This window comes from Streptomyces sp. NPDC048002, assembly GCF_040653275.1.
Taxonomy (GTDB): domain Bacteria; phylum Actinomycetota; class Actinomycetes; order Streptomycetales; family Streptomycetaceae; genus Streptomyces.
Genome location: NZ_JBEZNL010000035.1, coordinates 59158 through 74183, shown reverse-complemented (window position 1 = coordinate 74183; position 15026 = coordinate 59158). Strand labels below are relative to the sequence as shown.

Below are 15026 nucleotides of genomic sequence, written 5' to 3'. Positions count from 1 at the left end.
GAGGGACAGGAACAGCAAGGAATGGCGCAGGAGGCAGACGTGACGCAGGGACCGCTCACTACGGAGGCCGGGGCACCGGTCGCCGACAACCAGAACAGTGAGACCGCGGGCGTCGGCGGCCCCGTGCTCGTGCAGGACCAGCTCCTGCTGGAGAAGCTCGCCCACTTCAACCGGGAGCGCATCCCGGAGCGCGTCGTGCACGCCCGCGGCGCCGGCGCCTACGGCACCTTCACGGTCACCGCCGACGTCACGCGCTACACCCGGGCCGCGTTCCTCTCCGAGGTCGGCAAGGAGACCGAGACCTTCCTGCGGTTCTCCACCGTCGCGGGCAACCTGGGTGCGGCGGACGCGGTGCGCGACCCGCGCGGTTGGGCCCTGAAGTTCTACACCGAGGAGGGGAACTACGACCTCGTCGGCAACAACACCCCGGTGTTCTTCATCAAGGACGCCATCAAGTTCCCCGACTTCATCCACACCCAGAAGCGCGACCCGTACACCGGTTCCACGGAGGCGGACAACGTCTGGGACTTCTGGAGCCTGAGCCCCGAGTCCACGCACCAGGTGACCTGGCTCTTCGGCGACCGGGGCATCCCCGCCTCGTACCGCCACATGAACGGCTACGGCTCGCACACCTACCAGTGGAACAACGAGGCCGGCGAGGTCTTCTGGGTCAAGTACCACTTCAAGACCGACCAGGGCATCAAGAACCTCACCCAGGCCGAGGCGGACGTCCTGGCCGGCCGGGACCCCGACTCCCACCAGCGTGATCTGCGCACGGCCATCGAGCGCGGGGAGTTCCCGAGCTGGACCGTGCAGGTGCAGATCATGCCGGCGGCGGACGCGGCGACGTACCGCTTCAACCCCTTCGACCTCACCAAGGTGTGGCCGCACGAGGACTACCCGCCGATCGAGATCGGCCGGCTGGAGCTCAACCGCAACCCGCGGAACGTCTTCGCCGAGGTCGAGCAGTCCGTCTTCTCCCCGGCCCACTTCGTGCCCGGCATCGGTCCCTCCCCGGACAAGATGCTCCAGGGCCGTCTCTTCGCCTACGGCGACGCCCACCGCTACCGCGTCGGCATCAACGCCGACCACCTGCCGGTGAACCGTCCGCACGCCACCGAGGCGCGCACCAACTCCCGCGACGGCTTCCTCTACGACGGCCGGCACGGCGGGGCGAAGAACTACGAGCCGAACAGCTTCGGCGGCCCGGCCCAGACCGGCCGCCCGCTGTGGCAGCCCTTCGACGGCTTCGGCGGCGGCACCGGCAACCACCCGGCGCCGGTGCACGCCGAGGACGACGACTTCGTGCAGGCGGGCAACCTCTACCGCCTGATGTCCGAGGACGAGAAGGGGCGCCTGATCGAGAACCTGGCCGGCTTCATCGCCCAGGTCTCGCGCGCGGACATCGTCGAGCGGGCGATCGGCAACTTCCGCTCCGCGGACGACGACTTCGGCAAGCGGCTGGAGGCCGCGGTCCAGGCCCTGCGCGGCTGACACACCCACCAGCACTGGATCGCTTGCCGAAGCGGGCCGGACCCCCGAGGGATCGGGGTCCGGCCCGTTCGCGTGTCCGGCTCAGGCCGGGATCTGCTGCCGCAGGGGGACCCAGCAGCGGATGATGTCGCGGACCGAGACGATGCCGACGGGCTCGTCGCGGCCGAGCACGATCAGATGACGGAAGCCGCCGTGCGCCATCGCCTGGGCGGCCTCGTCCAGCGTCCAGGACGGCGCCGCGAAGACGACGTCGGTGGTGGTGTGGGCGTGGGCGTGTTCCGCGTCCGGGTCCTGGCCCAGGCCGACGGAGTTGAGGATGTCGCGTTCGGTGAGGATGCCGATGCCGCCGGCGTCGGGGTCCAGGACGACGGCCGCGCCCACCCTGCGGGCGGACATCAGCGCGGCGGCCTGGCGAAGGGTGTGGGTGGGGCCGATGGTGAGGACCACGGTGCTCATGGCGTCACGGACGAGCATGGATGCAGCCACCTCCTGAGGGGGGTACCCGCCGCTTGTTCGTCGTTTCACAAGTTCACAAGGGCGGGGTTCTCAGAGTGGCAGGCAAAGGAACGGTCAACAAGAGGGCGCGTGAGGCTCAGTAGCGCGCGTTGAGGTGATCCAGGAGCTCGTCGTGGAGCAGACCGTTCGAGGCCGCCGCGTTGCCGCTGTGCGGGCCCGGACGGCCGTCCAGGCCGGTGAAGGCGCCGCCGGCCTCCGTGACGATGATCGCGTTGGCCGCCATGTCCCACAGGGACAGCTCCGGCTCGGCACAGATGTCCACGGCGCCCTCGGCGACCAGCATGTACGGCCAGAAGTCGCCGTACGCGCGCGTGCGCCAGACCTCACGGGTCAGATCCAGGAAGCCGTGCAGCCGGCCCTGCTCCTCCCAGCCGCTGAGCGAGGAGTACGCGAAGGAGGCGTCGGCGAGCTTGGAGACCTGGGAGACCCGGAGCCGGCTCGCGGAGGAGAGGCTGCGCCCGGTGAACGCGCCGTGGCCCTTCGCGCCCCACCAGCGGCGGCCGAGCGCGGGGGCGGAGACCAGGCCGACGACCGGCTGGTAGCCGCCTTCCCCGGCCTCCATCAGCGAGATCAGGGTGGCCCAGACCGGCACGCCGCGGACGTAGTTCTTGGTGCCGTCGATCGGGTCGATGACCCAGCGCCGAGGCCCGGTGCCCTCGATGCCGTACTCCTCGCCGAGGACGGCGTCGCGGGGGCGGGCGCGGTGGAGCTGGCCGCGGATCAGTTCCTCGGCCGCCCGGTCCGCCTCACTGACCGGGGTCATGTCCGGTTTGGTCTCGACCTTCAGGTCGAGGGCCTTGAAACGGTCCATGGTGGCCGCGTCCGCGGCGTCCGCGAGGACGTGGGCGAGACGGAGGTCGTCGAGGTAGTCCGGCATATGACGAACCGTATCCGCCGGGGGCCGGGCGGGGCCAGACGGTCCCCTGGGGTGAGAAACCGACCGCCGGGGGGCGTTCCGGGCGTCCCGGCACCCAGCCGGAACGCGACCCCACCACCCCGCGCGCCACCCCGCAACCCTTGACAGTGCTGCCTCGCGCGTCAAATCTGGGCCCAGAGCCGGGGGTCTGGGAGGCGACGATGCCTGCAGCACGGGAATCTCTGCTGGACGCCGCGTACACGGCGCTCGCGCGCCGGTCCTGGTCGGCGGTGCGGATGGTGGACGTCGCCGCGGCGGCCGGGGTGTCACGGCAGACGCTCTACAACGAGTTCGGCAGCAAGGACGGACTCGCCCGGGCGCTGGTGCGGCGCGAGGCGGACGCCTATCTCGTGGGAGTGGAGCGCGCGCTCGGCGCCCCGTGCGACGCCCGTGAGCGGCTCACCGCCACCGCCGAGTGGACTGCCGCCGCGGCCCGCGACAACGCGCTCGTGCGCGCCATGCTCACCGGCTGCTGGAGCGAACGGCTGCCGTCGCCCACCCTGTCGGCCGTCCGGTCCTCCTCGGTCGTCCCGGCCCAGCGCCGCGCGGACGGCCCGCTGCCCTCGCCCGCCGATCTGGTGTGCATCGTCCGCGACCGGGCCGTGGCGGCGCTCGCCGCGCCGGGCGCCGGCCGGGCGGACAGCCTGGAACTCGCCCGCTCCTGCGAACTCGTCGTCCGGATCGCGCTGTCCTGCGTCTCCGCCCCGCCCGCCGACGGCGCGGTCGGCGAACTCGTACGGGGCGTGCTGTACCGGCACCTGCCGGTCTGACCGTCCCCGGTACGGCCCGTCAGTGCGCGGAGCCGGACAGCTGGAGTCCGACGACCCCGACGATCACCAGGCTGATCGAGACGATCTTGAGCGTGGAGACGATGTCACCGAGGAAGATCATCCCGTAGATCGCCGTGCCGGCCGCGCCGATCCCGGTCCACACCGCGTACGCCGGACCGACGTCGAGTTTGCGCAGCGCGAGCGTCAGCAGACCGAAGCTGCCGAGGGCGAAGGCGGCGAACGCGATCGTCGGCCAGAGCCGGGTGAACCCGTGGGAGAGTTTCAGACAGACCGCGAACCCGGTTTCGAGCAGCCCCGCCACGATGACCAGCAGCCACGCCATGTGCTGTCCTCCCGTATCCCCACGTACTGTGACCGCTCGTCAGGCTCTGGTCAGGCTCGGTTCCGGCTCGGTGCGATTATGCCCTTACCGGACTCGGGCGGGGACAAACAACGCGAAGGTCAGTCGCCTTCCTTGCGGTCCCGCGTGGCCAGCAGCCGGCGCAGCGAGTACAGCCGCGCCGGGTCCGCGTGACCCTCCGCCACCCACGCGTCCAGGGCGCAGTCCGGCTCGTCATGACTGCACGCCCGCGGACAGCCCTCGGTTCCCGCCTCCAGGTCCGGGAAGGCGTGGATCACCCGCGAGGGGTCGATGTGGGCGAGCCCGAAGGACCGTACGCCCGGGGTGTCCACCACCCAGCCCTCGGCACCGTCGAGCGGAAGCGCCAGCGCCGAGGTCGTGGTGTGCCGGCCGCGTCCCGTCACCGCGTTGACATGGCCGGTCAGCCGCCGCCGCTCCACCGGCACCAGCGCGTTCACCAGCGTCGTCTTGCCGACACCGGAGTGGCCGACGAACGCCGTGACCCTGCCGTCCAGTTCCGCGCGCACCCGGTCGGCCGCGTCGCCGCTCTCCAGCTCCGCCCGGCTGGTCACCACGTAGGGGATGTCCAGGTCGCCGTAGAGCTCCAGGATCTTGTCGGGCGGCGCCAGGTCCGACTTGGTCAGCACCAGCAGCGGCTCAAGACCCCCGTCGTACGCCGCCACCAGGCAGCGGTCGATCAGCCGGGGCCGGGGCTCGGGGTCGGCGAGCGCGGTGACGATGGCGAGCTGGTCGGCGTTGGCCACCACCACCCGCTCGTAGGGGTCGTCGTCGTCGGCCGTGCGGCGCAGGACCGAGCTGCGCTCCTCGATGCGGACGATCCGCGCGAGGGTGTCCTTCCTGCCCGACAGATCGCCGACCAGGGCGACCCGGTCGCCCACCACCGCGGCCTTGCGGCCCAGTTCGCGTGCCTTCATCGCCAGCACCACCCGGTCCTCGACCAGGCAGGTCAGCCGGCCCCGGTCGACGGTGAGGACCAGGCCCTCGGCCGCGTCCTCGTGCTTGGGGCGGATGTTGGTGCGCGGCCGGTTGCCCTTGCGGTTCGGGCGGCTGCGGATGTCGTCCTCGTCGGTGTGCTTGCCGTAGCGGCGCATGATCCCGGTCCGCCCGTCAGTTCCCGAGCATCCCGGTCCACAGTTCGGGGAAGTCCGGCAGGGTCTTCGCCGTCGTCGCGACGTTCTCGATCTGCACGCCCTCGACGGCGAGGCCGATGATCGCTCCGGCGGTGGCCATGCGGTGGTCCTCGTAGGTGTGGAAGATCCCGCCGTGCAGGCGGCGGGGGCGGATGTGCAGGCCGTCGGCGGTCTCCGAGACGTCGCCGCCCAGCTCGTTGATCTCCTTGGTGAGCGCGGCCAGCCGGTCCGTCTCGTGCAGCCGCAGATGCGCGACCCCGCGCAGCGTGGACGGGGAGTCCGCGAGGGCGGCGACCGCCGCGATGCCGGGGGTCAGCTCGCCGACGTCGCCGAGGTCCACGTCGATGCCGTGGACGGCGCCCGAGCCGGTGAACTCAAGTCCGTACTCGGTCAGTTCGCAGGAGCCGCCCATCTCGGTGAAGATCTCGCGCAACCGGTCGCCGGGCTGGGTGGTGCGGGACGGCCAGTCGGGGATCAGCACCTTGCCGCCGGTGACCAGGGCGGCCGCCAGGAACGGCTGGGCGTTGGACAGGTCCGGCTCGATGGTCAGGTCACGGCCGAGCAGGGCACCCGGCTTGACCCGCCAGACGTCCGGCTCGCCGCCCGACTCGGGGGTGTCCACCTGGGCGCCGACCGCGCGCAGCATGTCCACCGTCATCCGGATGTGCGGCATCGACGGCAGCCGGGAACCGGTGTGCCGGACCTCCACCCCCTGGTTGAAGCGCGGGCCGGACAGCAGCAGCGCCGACACGAACTGCGAGGAGGAGGAGGCGTCGATCTCGACCGGACCGCCGTCCAGCGCGCCGCCGCCGTGGACGGTCAGCGGGAGCGCCCCCCGCCCGTCGTCGTCGATCCGGGCCCCGAGGACGCGCAGCGCGTCGATCACCCCGTGCAGCGGCCGCTCGTACGACCTGGGGTCGCCGTCGAACCGGATCGGACCGTCGGCCAGGGCGGCGACCGGCGGCAGGAAGCGCATCACGGTGCCCGCGTTGCCGACGTCGACCGTGGCGGGGCCGCGCAGTCCCGTGGGCAGCACGCGCCAGGCCTCGCCGGAGTGGTCCGGGCCGCCCGCGACGGCGGAGCTGGACGACACCGTCTCCTCGATCTCGACGCCCATCGCGCGCAGGGCGCCGGCCATCAGCAGGGTGTCACGGGAGCGGAGCGGACGGCGCAGCCAGCCCGGTTCGCTGGCGAGGGCCGCCAGCACGAGGGCGCGGTTCGTGACCGACTTGGACCCGGGCACGTGGACGGTCGCCTCGACGGCACCGCGGGCGAGAGGGGCGGGCCAGAGGGCGTTCTGTGCGTGGTTCGGGGCCATGGCTCCACTCTATAAGGAGGCGGTTCCCCGGGCGCCGCGCCGTTGTGGCTGGTCCGGCCCGCGGGCCCGGCCGCCCCCGGCCACCGCCCCGAGACCCCTCACGACGCCCTCGCGGCTGACCGGTTCACACGCCCAGCAGCCACCGTCCGCCGCCTATCAGGGAACACAGCGACACCGCGTGGAAGAGGAAGAGCCACAGGCCCGCCGGTACGTGCGTCAGCCTCGACAACTGGTCCGCGTCCGAGTCCCCGGCGCCGCCGCGGGCCCGCTTCGCCTGGAGCTCGAAGGCCGGACGCACCCCGCCGAGGAGCAGGAACCACACCACCGCGTAGGCGAACGCGGCCTGCACCTGGGGGCCCGCGAGCCACGACACCAGGACGAAGGTTCCACCCGTCAGGATGACCGTCAGCGCGCCGTAGGCGTTGCGGATCATCACCAGCACCGCCAGCAGCAGCGCCGTGGCCAGCCACAGCAGCAGGGTGATGCGGCCGGAGCCGAGCAGGGCCGCGCCGCCCAGGCCCAGCAGCGGGGGCGCGGTGTAGCCCGCCGCCGCGGTGAGGATCATGCCGAGCCCGTGCGGCTTGCCCCGGCTCACCGTGAGGCCGCTGGTGTCGGAGTGCAGGCGTATGCCGGTCAGGGTGCGGCCGGTGAGCAGGGCGACCAGTCCGTGTCCGCCCTCGTGGGCGATGGTGATGGCGTTGCGGGAGACGCGCCACACACCGGGCGGGACGACCACCGCCAGCGCGGCGGCCAGGGTCGCGATCACCACCCACAGGTCCGGGGCGGACTGGGTGCCGACGAGCTCGTCCCAGAGGGAGGTCGCTGTGCTGGTGTCCATCGGTCCGGTCGTTCCCTCTCCTCGTACGGACTCGGCAGTGTGACACGTATGGATGTGCGGACGGCATGTCAACGGCCCGGGGTGCGGGAACGTCCCCGACCCGCGGGCGCGTTCGGGCCGGCGGCGACTTCCGGCGTCTGCGCCTCGGCCGTACGGGTGAAATGTAGGGTGGTGAAGATGTGCGGACGGTACGCGTCGAGTCGTAGGCCCGAGGACCTGGCCGGGATCTTCGAGATCGAGAAGTGGGAGCCGGAGGAGACCCTGGAGCCCGACTACAACGTCGCTCCCACCAAAGAGGTCTACGCCGTCCTCGACCGCCCGCTGAAGGACGCCGGCGACCAGCGTCCGGTCCGCCAGCTGCGCAGGCTCAAGTGGGGACTCGTCCCGTCCTGGTCCAAGACGCCCGAGGGCGGCGCCCGCATGATCAACGCGCGCGCCGAGACGGTCCACGAGAAGCCGTCCTACCGCCGCGCCTTCGCCGCCCGCCGCTGCATCCTGCCCGCCGACGGCTACTACGAGTGGGTCACCGGCACCCAGGAGCGGGACCTGGAGGTCGAGGGGAAGAAGAAGCGCCCGCGCAAGCAGCCGTACTTCGTGCTCCCCGCCGACGGCTCGGTCTTCGCGATGGCCGGACTCTACGAGTTCTGGCGCGACCGGACCCTGCCCGACGAGCATCCGCTGGCCTGGTGGGTGACCTGCTCGGTGATCACCACCGAGGCGGAGACCACCCCGCTCGCCGTGGCGCCCGCCGACGGACCGCACGCGCTCGCCGACATCCACCCGCGGATGCCCCTGATGCTCACCCCGGACCGCTGGGACGCCTGGCTCGACCCCGCGCGCACCGATCCCGGCGCCCTGCGCGAGCTGCTCGACCCGCCGCCCGCCGGCCTGATGCGCGCCTACCCGGTGGCCACCGCGGTCAGCAACGTCCGCAACAACGGACCGGAGCTGCTGAAGGAGCTGGAGGGGCCCGAGGAGGGCACACTCTTCTGATGTGACGACCGAGGCTGCTGTGACGACCGAGACCCTGGCCACCGACGCGGGGGACGCCCGCATCACCTGGCATCCCGCGAAGAAGGCCCGGCTCGTGCTCGCCGTGAGCCACGGCGCGGGCGGCGGCATCGAGGCGCGTGACCTCCGGGCGCTCGCCGAGACCCTCCCCGGCCACGGCGTCACCGTCGCCCTGGTGGAGCAGCCCTGGCGGGTGGCCGGCAAGAAGGTCGCCCCGGCGCCGAAGACCCTGGACACCGGCTGGCGCGGACTGTGGCCCGCCCTCGCCGCCCCGGGCCTGCCGGTGATCTCCGGAGGCCGCAGCGCGGGCGCCCGGGTCGCCTGCCGCACCGCCACGGAACTCGGCGCGCACGCCGTCCTCGCCCTCAGCTTCCCGCTCCACCCGCCCGCCCGGCCCGAGAAGTCCCGTGCCGAGGAGCTGCTCGGCGCCGGGGTGCCCACCCTCGTCGTCCAGGGCGGCAACGACCCGTTCGGCCGACCCGAGGAGTTCCCCGAGGGGGACTTCGAACTGGTCGAGGTGCCCGCCGGCGATCACGGCTTCGCCGTGCCCAAGCGGGGTGCCCTCACCCAGGAGCAGGCCGTGGCCCTCGTGACCGACGCGGTCGTGCGGTGGACCGCGTCACGCGGGTAAAGGTTCGGGAATGTTGCGGAGCGGACCGATGTTGTGGCGGACAGAAGTGCTGAGGAACCGGCACCGACGTCGTAGGAGAGGAAGTCCGCCGCATGGGTTCGACCATCTGCCCGAACCGCAGCAGCAGCCGTGCCGATCTGGACTGGACGGTGCTGCACGCGGGCAAGGCCGCTCCTATTCGAGCGGCGGGCGGACCGGAGGTTCGTCTATCCTCCGATTTTGGCGACACCGGCTTCGGTGCTGCCCGGAATCTTGAGGAGGTGGGTCCGGTCACCGGTACCGACGCAGGGACCGACAACGGCCAGGCGGAGCTGCCCGAGGGCCAGGGCGCGAGCACGGACAAGTCCGCGGAGACCAGTGCCGAGCGCAGCGCGCGCTTCGAGCGGGACGCGCTCGAATTCCTCGACCAGATGTACTCGGCGGCCCTGCGCATGACGCGCAACCCGGCCGACGCCGAGGACCTGGTGCAGGAGACGTACGCCAAGGCGTACGCGTCCTTCCACCAGTTCCGCGAGGGCACCAACCTCAAGGCCTGGCTCTACCGGATCCTCACCAACACGTTCATCAACTCGTACCGCAAGAAGCAGCGTGAACCCCAGCGCTCCGCGGCCGAGGAGATCGAGGACTGGCAGCTGGCGCGGGCCGAGTCGCACATGTCGACCGGACTGCGCTCGGCCGAGTCGCAGGCGCTCGACCACCTGCCCGACTCGGACGTCAAGGAAGCGCTTCAGGCGATCCCCGAGGAATTCCGCATCGCCGTCTATCTCGCCGACGTAGAGGGCTTTGCGTACAAGGAGATCGCGGACATCATGGGGACACCCATCGGTACGGTGATGTCCCGGCTGCACCGGGGCCGCCGTCAACTGCGCGGCATGCTGGAGGACTACGCCCGTGAGCGCGGGCTGGTCCCGGCGGGCGCCGGAGAGTCGAACGAAGCGAAAGGCTCGGGCTCATGAGCTGCGGAGAGCCGCACGAGACGGACTGCAGTGAGGTCCTGGACCATCTGTACGAGTTCCTCGACAGTGAGATGCCGGACCTCGATCGCGACAAGTTTCAGCACCACTTCGAGGAATGCTCGCCGTGCCTGGAGAAGTACGGCCTGGAGCAGGCCGTGAAGAAGCTGGTCAAGCGTTGCTGCGGACATGACGACGTGCCCACCGACCTGCGGGCCAAGGTCCTCGGGCGGATCGACCTGATCCGCTCCGGGCAGGCGGTGCCCGAGCACGACGTGACCGTGACCCCGCAGGAGTCCTGAACTCCCGCCCCGGGAACGCGCGGTCGTCACTCGAACGTGCTAATCGGCGGGTGATACTCCCGCACCCTCCCTCTGGCCGTCCTAGGCTCCCGACCTGGACAGGCCTGGTCAGGGGAGGGGCACATGGAGGCAATTCCCGCGCGGGCGCGCCTGTACGTGGCCTGCGCCGCCCTCGGCGCCCTGCTCTGCCTGCTGCCGCTGCCGGCCCTGCGCACCCCCTGGTGGGCCCTCGCCCTCCTGGCCGCGCTGTACGCAGGCTGCGAGCAGATCGCCCGCCGGCGTTTCGCCGGCACCTTCTACCCGGTGCTGCTCGCCGCCGCCCTCCTGCTGCCCCCGCCCGCCGCCGCCCTGGTGGCGATCCCGGGGGCACTGCTCTCCCGGGGCGCTCCCGTCCGGCGGATCTGGCGGGCCGCGCAGCTGGCGCTCGCCGTCTGGGCCGCCGCCCGGGTGCACTGGGCGCTCGGCGGCCGGGACGCGGTCGTCGCCTCCGACTTCCCGTACGCCCTGCTCCCCGCCGGGGCCGCGGTGCTGGCCTTCTGCCTGGCGCTGACCCTGCTCGACGGGGGCATCCTCGCGCTGGCCGAACGGGTGCCGGTGCGCCGGGCCTGGCGGGGACTGTTCCTGCGCTCCCTCGCGCCGGTCGCCGTGCACGGCCTGGCCGGACTGATGATGGCCGTGCTCTGGCGCAGCCCCTACGGACCGGTCGCCGCGCTGCTGGTGCTGCTGCCGATGGGCGTCTCCTGGTGGGTGTTCGCGCAGTTCCACCGTGAACGGGCGGCCCACCGGGCGACCATCCGGGCACTGGTGCAGGCCGTCGACATCAAGGACGGCTACACCCGCGGACACAGTGAGCGCGTCGGACAGGCCTCCATGATGATCGCCCGGGAACTGGGCATGGACGCCGAGCGCGTGGAGCTGCTGCGGTTCGCCGGCATCCTGCACGACGTCGGGAAACTCGGGGTGCCCACCCGGCTGCTGCGCAAGGACGGCCCCCTCACCCCGGAGGAGCGGCGCGTCATCGAACTCCATCCCGAGTACGGGCACGAGATGGTGCGGGGCATCTCCTTCCTCGGCGAGGCGCGGGCCGCCGTCCTCCACCACCACGAGCGGCTGGACGGCAGCGGATACCCGTACGGGCTCGTCGGCCGGCAGATCCCCGAACCGGCGCGGGTCGTCGCCGTCGCCGACGCCTTCGACGCGATGACCTCCACCCGCTCCTACCGGCGGGCCCGGCCCGTCGACGCCGCGCTCGCGGAGCTGGCGCGGTGTGCGGGGACGCAGTTCGACCCGCGGATGGTGACCGCGCTGGTCCGGGTGATCGGCCGGTCCGGCTGGTGTCCGGAGGTCACCGCGGACGAGGGGCGCGTGCCGGCGCCCGGGGCCCCGGCCACCGGCCGTCCGGAGGTCCGGAGATGAGCCCGGCGCGGCCCGCCCGGATCCTCCCCGCCGTCCACACCTGCGCCGCCCTGCTCGCCGCGGGCTGTCTGCTCGCCACCCTGGGGAACGGTCTGGAGGAACGTCCCGTCGCCCTCGCGTTCGGGCTGCTGATCATCGTCGGGGAGCTCACCCGGTGGACCGGACCCGAGGTCCGTGAACCGGCCCCGCTCGCGGCCGCCGGAGCCCTGGCGTACGCCCTGCTCGGCGAGGACGCCGGCCGGCCCACGCACCACGGCGTGGCGCAGGTCGTCACCGTCGTGCTCCTCGCCACCCTCCTCGGCGGCGTCCCCCACATCGCCCGCGGCCGCGGCCCCGAACCCGACCAGCTGGCCCGGCGCCTGCTCACCGTCGGATTCGCCGCGGTCTGCTTCCAACCGCTCTACAACCGGGGCCTGTTCGAACAGTGGAGCGGCGCCGCCTACGCCCTGCTGCTGATCGCGCTGCTCGCGCTCACCGCCCTGTGCGACGCGGTCCTCGCCGCCGCCCTGGCCCACTCCCGGACCGGCTGGCCCTTCGGCCCGCTGCTCCGGGACGAACTGCGGGGCCTGCTCGGCATAGGCTCGGCCGTCGGCGCGACCGGAGCGGTGATGGCGCTGGCCGTGGCCGTGGTCGGCCTGTGGGCCCTGCCCGTGTTCTGCGTCCCGCTCCTGCTCACCCAGCTCGCCTTCCGCCGCTACGCCGCCGTCCGGGCCACCTACCGCCAGACCATCGCCTCCCTGGCCCGCGCCACCGAGATCGCCGGGTACACCCCCGCCGGTCACGCCCGCCGGGTCGCCGAGCTCGGCGTCGCGGTCGGCCGGGACCTGGGCCTGTCGGGCGCCGAACTCACCGTCCTCGAATACGCGGCCCTGATGCACGACATCGGACAGCTCAGCCTCGTCGACCCGGTCCCGGCCGGCGCCACCGCGCCCCTGCCCGCCGCCGAACAGCGCAGGATCGCCCTGTTGGGCGGAGCCGTCGTACGCCAGACCGGGGTCGACGCCTCGGTTGCCGTGGTCGTCGAGCGACAGGCCGACCCCTGCCGGGAGCAGCCGCTGGCCGCGCGCATCGTCCGCACGGTCAACGCCTACGAGGAGAAGGCGTACGACGCGGGGGCGGACGGGCCGCTCATGGCACTGGAGGAACTGCGGCTGGCCACCGCGGGCGAGCACGCGCCGGAGGTCGTCGAGGCGCTCGCCCGGGTGCTCAGGATCGGCGGGAGCGGAATCGGGGCGCCCCCGGGTGTCCGGCTCCGGGGAGGCATGGGGCAGGGTGGTGGCGGGTGACCCTCGGACCGCTGTCTGACCTTGGGGTCGGCGGGGTAACCCATGGGTAATGAGCGCCCCTCCAGCGGTCCGTGGTTGGATGCCAAGGGAGAGGGTCTCCGAGAGGTTGTCCGGGGGCACAGCCGGCCCACTCCACGGAACTGGCAGGCGGGAATCGTGAGGATCTTCGGCAAGGGACGGCACCGGCCCTCCGCCTCCTGGCGGCAGGCCACCGATCGCGCGTTCACCCTGATCGGCGACGGCCGGTACGAGGACGCGGGCGCACTGCTCACCCGCGCGGCCGATCTGGAGCCCTGGCTCTCCGAGTCCTGGTTCAACCTCGCCCTGCTGCACAAGTTCCGGCACGACTGGGAGCAGGCGCGGGCCGCTGGGCTCCGTGCCGTGGCGCTGCTCGACCGGGAGACCGGTGCCCCCGACTGGTGGAACGTCGGCATCGCGGCCACCGCCCTCCAGGACTGGCCGCTGGCCCGGCGGGCCTGGCAGGCCTACGGACTGCGGGTGCCGGGCGGCGCCACCGACTCCGGTGAGCCCACGGGCATGGAGCTGGGCAGTGCCGCCGTCCGGCTCTCCCCGGAGGGGGAGGCCGAGGTGGTGTGGGGGCGGCGGCTGGACCCCGCGCGGATCGAGGTGCTGTCGATCCCGTTGCCCTCCTCCGGGCGGCGCTGGGGCGAGGTCGTCCTGCACGACGGTGTGCCGCACGGCGAGCGGACCACCGCGGCCGGGCACGCCTACCCCGTCTTCGACGAGATCGAGCTGTGGGCGCCCTCTCCGGTGCCGACCTGGGTGGTGCTGCTGGAGGCGGCGACCGAGGACGACCGGGACGCGCTGGAGCAGCTCGCCGCGGACGCCGGGTACGCCGCGGAGGACTGGTCCTCCTCGGTGCGGCTGCTGTGCCGGACCTGTTCCGAGTCCCGGATGCCCTCGGACGAGGGGGACGGGGAGCACCTGGATCCGCACGACCACAGCGAGCCGGGGCACCCCGGGCCGCTCGGGCATCGGACGGACGGGCAGCTGTGGGTTCCGGAGCGGGAGTGCGGGGTGGCCGCGCCGGCCTCCCTGGTGCGGGGGCTGCTGGACGGCTGGGTCGCCGACAGTCCCGACTCGCGCGACTGGCGGGACCTCGAAGAGGTGTGCTGACCCGCGGGCCCGGCGCGGTGGGTTCGCACGGTTCCCGGCGCCCCTGACGCTGCCGTCACCGTACTCTGTATCAGCAGCAACCCCAGGTTTTCAGGAAGGCATACGTCGGCATGGCGCAGCAGGACACCGATCAGCAGCACACGGGCGTGCTCCCCGTGGACGACGAGGGCTTCGTCGTCGACACCGAGGAGACCGAGGAGCGCGAGAACGCCTGGCGCGAGCGGGGTACCTCGCGGCCCATCACCGTCGTCGGGAACCCGGTGCTCCACAAGGAGTGCAAGGACGTCACCGAGTTCGGGCCGGAGCTGGAGAAGCTGGTCGCGGACATGTTCGCCTCGCAGCGCACCGCGGAGGGCGTGGGCCTGGCCGCCAACCAGATCGGCGTCGACCTGAAGGTCTTCGTCTACGACTGCCAGGACGACCAGGGTGTGCGCCATGTCGGCGTCGTCTGCAACCCCAAGGTGGTCGACCTGCCCGCCGATCGGCGCAGCCTGGACGACAGCAACGAGGGCTGCCTGTCGGTGCCGACCGCGTACGCGCCGCTGGCCCGGCCCGACTACGCCGAGGTGACCGGGCAGGACGAGCAGGGCAACCCGGTCAAGGTGCGCGGCACCGGCTACTTCGCCCGGTGTTTGCAGCACGAGACCGATCACCTGTACGGCTACCTGTACATCGACCGGCTCTCCAAGCGGGAGCGCAAGGACGCGCTGCGGCAGATGGCCGAGAACGAGCCCCGCTACCCGGTGGTCGCGAACGACTGACGTCCCACAAGTCCCAGCCGCACGGCGCCTGTTCAGCAACCCCCCGCTGAACAGGCGCCGTTCGTCTGTACGTCGCACGTTCGATCCAATGTGCGCATCTCCGCATCCATATTCAGTCACACAAGGGGAGATTCGCGGCATCGTGGGGTAGTGAATGAAGCAAAT

Annotated in this window: 16 protein-coding genes; 10 read left to right on the top strand and 6 right to left on the bottom strand. The window is 72.3% G+C overall.

Annotated elements, in window-relative coordinates; translation table 11 throughout:
- Positions 1 to 39: 39 nt before the first annotated feature.
- Positions 40 to 1494, top strand: coding sequence for a catalase (locus tag AB0E07_RS31125; protein WP_362259660.1), 1455 nt, complete (start codon positions 40 to 42; stop codon positions 1492 to 1494).
- Positions 1495 to 1575: 81 nt separating this feature from the next.
- Here the strand turns inward: AB0E07_RS31125 and AB0E07_RS31120 are convergent, their stop codons facing one another.
- Positions 1576 to 1968: a CBS domain-containing protein gene (locus tag AB0E07_RS31120; RefSeq protein WP_362259657.1), complete on the bottom strand. Its 393-nt coding sequence runs from the start codon at positions 1966 to 1968 to the stop codon at positions 1576 to 1578.
- A gap of 118 nt (positions 1969 to 2086) precedes the next feature.
- Complete coding sequence (gene hisN, locus AB0E07_RS31115; protein WP_362259655.1) at positions 2087 to 2887, bottom strand: histidinol-phosphatase; 801 nt, start codon at positions 2885 to 2887, stop codon at positions 2087 to 2089.
- Between the two features lie 200 nt (positions 2888 to 3087).
- Here hisN and AB0E07_RS31110 point away from each other — a divergent pair, with 200 nt between their 5' ends.
- On the top strand, positions 3088 to 3696 hold the full coding sequence (locus AB0E07_RS31110) for a helix-turn-helix domain-containing protein (RefSeq protein ID WP_362259653.1): 609 nt from the start codon (positions 3088 to 3090) through the stop codon (positions 3694 to 3696).
- Positions 3697 to 3715: 19 nt separating this feature from the next.
- Here AB0E07_RS31110 and AB0E07_RS31105 read toward each other — a convergent pair whose 3' ends face one another.
- From AB0E07_RS31105 to AB0E07_RS31090, 4 genes are all read right to left on the bottom strand, one after another.
- Positions 3716 to 4039, bottom strand: a complete 324-nt coding sequence (locus tag AB0E07_RS31105; protein ID WP_362259651.1) for a multidrug efflux SMR transporter — start codon at positions 4037 to 4039, stop codon at positions 3716 to 3718.
- Between the two features lie 119 nt (positions 4040 to 4158).
- Entirely contained in the window at positions 4159 to 5169 is a 1011-nt protein-coding gene (rsgA, locus tag AB0E07_RS31100) for a ribosome small subunit-dependent GTPase A (RefSeq protein ID WP_362259649.1), read from the bottom strand.
- Positions 5170 to 5185: 16 nt separating this feature from the next.
- The gene (aroA, locus tag AB0E07_RS31095; protein WP_362259647.1) at positions 5186 to 6526 is read right to left on the bottom strand and encodes a 3-phosphoshikimate 1-carboxyvinyltransferase; all 1341 of its coding nucleotides are present in this window, start codon (positions 6524 to 6526) and stop codon (positions 5186 to 5188) included.
- A gap of 124 nt (positions 6527 to 6650) precedes the next feature.
- A complete protein-coding gene (locus tag AB0E07_RS31090; RefSeq protein ID WP_362259645.1) occupies positions 6651 to 7364 on the bottom strand; it encodes a M50 family metallopeptidase in 714 nt (237 codons plus the stop codon).
- A gap of 177 nt (positions 7365 to 7541) precedes the next feature.
- On the opposite strand from AB0E07_RS31090, the gene AB0E07_RS31085 reads away from it, so the two are divergent.
- From AB0E07_RS31085 to def, 8 genes are all read left to right on the top strand, one after another.
- Positions 7542 to 8357 (top strand): SOS response-associated peptidase, encoded by an 816-nt coding sequence (locus AB0E07_RS31085; RefSeq protein WP_362259643.1) that lies wholly within the window; start codon positions 7542 to 7544, stop codon positions 8355 to 8357.
- 19 nt (positions 8358 to 8376) lie between these two features.
- Complete coding sequence (locus AB0E07_RS31080; RefSeq protein ID WP_362259641.1) at positions 8377 to 9006, top strand: alpha/beta family hydrolase; 630 nt, start codon at positions 8377 to 8379, stop codon at positions 9004 to 9006.
- Between the two features lie 260 nt (positions 9007 to 9266).
- Entirely contained in the window at positions 9267 to 9962 is a 696-nt protein-coding gene (locus AB0E07_RS31075) for a sigma-70 family RNA polymerase sigma factor (protein WP_362259698.1), read from the top strand.
- Positions 9959 to 10261 carry a mycothiol system anti-sigma-R factor gene (rsrA, locus tag AB0E07_RS31070; protein ID WP_362259639.1) on the top strand — a complete coding sequence of 101 codons (303 nt, stop codon included), beginning with the start codon at positions 9959 to 9961 and terminating at the stop codon, positions 10259 to 10261. The genes AB0E07_RS31075 and rsrA overlap by 4 nt, the downstream gene beginning before the upstream one ends.
- Before the next feature lie 123 nt (positions 10262 to 10384).
- A complete protein-coding gene (locus AB0E07_RS31065; protein WP_362259637.1) occupies positions 10385 to 11677 on the top strand; it encodes an HD-GYP domain-containing protein in 1293 nt (430 codons plus the stop codon).
- On the top strand, positions 11674 to 12963 hold the full coding sequence (locus AB0E07_RS31060) for a metal-dependent phosphohydrolase (protein WP_362259635.1): 1290 nt from the start codon (positions 11674 to 11676) through the stop codon (positions 12961 to 12963). Before AB0E07_RS31065 ends, AB0E07_RS31060 begins: the two co-directional genes overlap by 4 nt.
- A gap of 156 nt (positions 12964 to 13119) precedes the next feature.
- Positions 13120 to 14100: a hypothetical protein gene (locus tag AB0E07_RS31055; protein ID WP_362259633.1), complete on the top strand. Its 981-nt coding sequence runs from the start codon at positions 13120 to 13122 to the stop codon at positions 14098 to 14100.
- Between the two features lie 110 nt (positions 14101 to 14210).
- Positions 14211 to 14861 carry a peptide deformylase gene (gene def / locus AB0E07_RS31050; RefSeq protein ID WP_362259631.1) on the top strand — a complete coding sequence of 217 codons (651 nt, stop codon included), beginning with the start codon at positions 14211 to 14213 and terminating at the stop codon, positions 14859 to 14861.
- Positions 14862 to 15026: the final 165 nt, after the last annotated feature.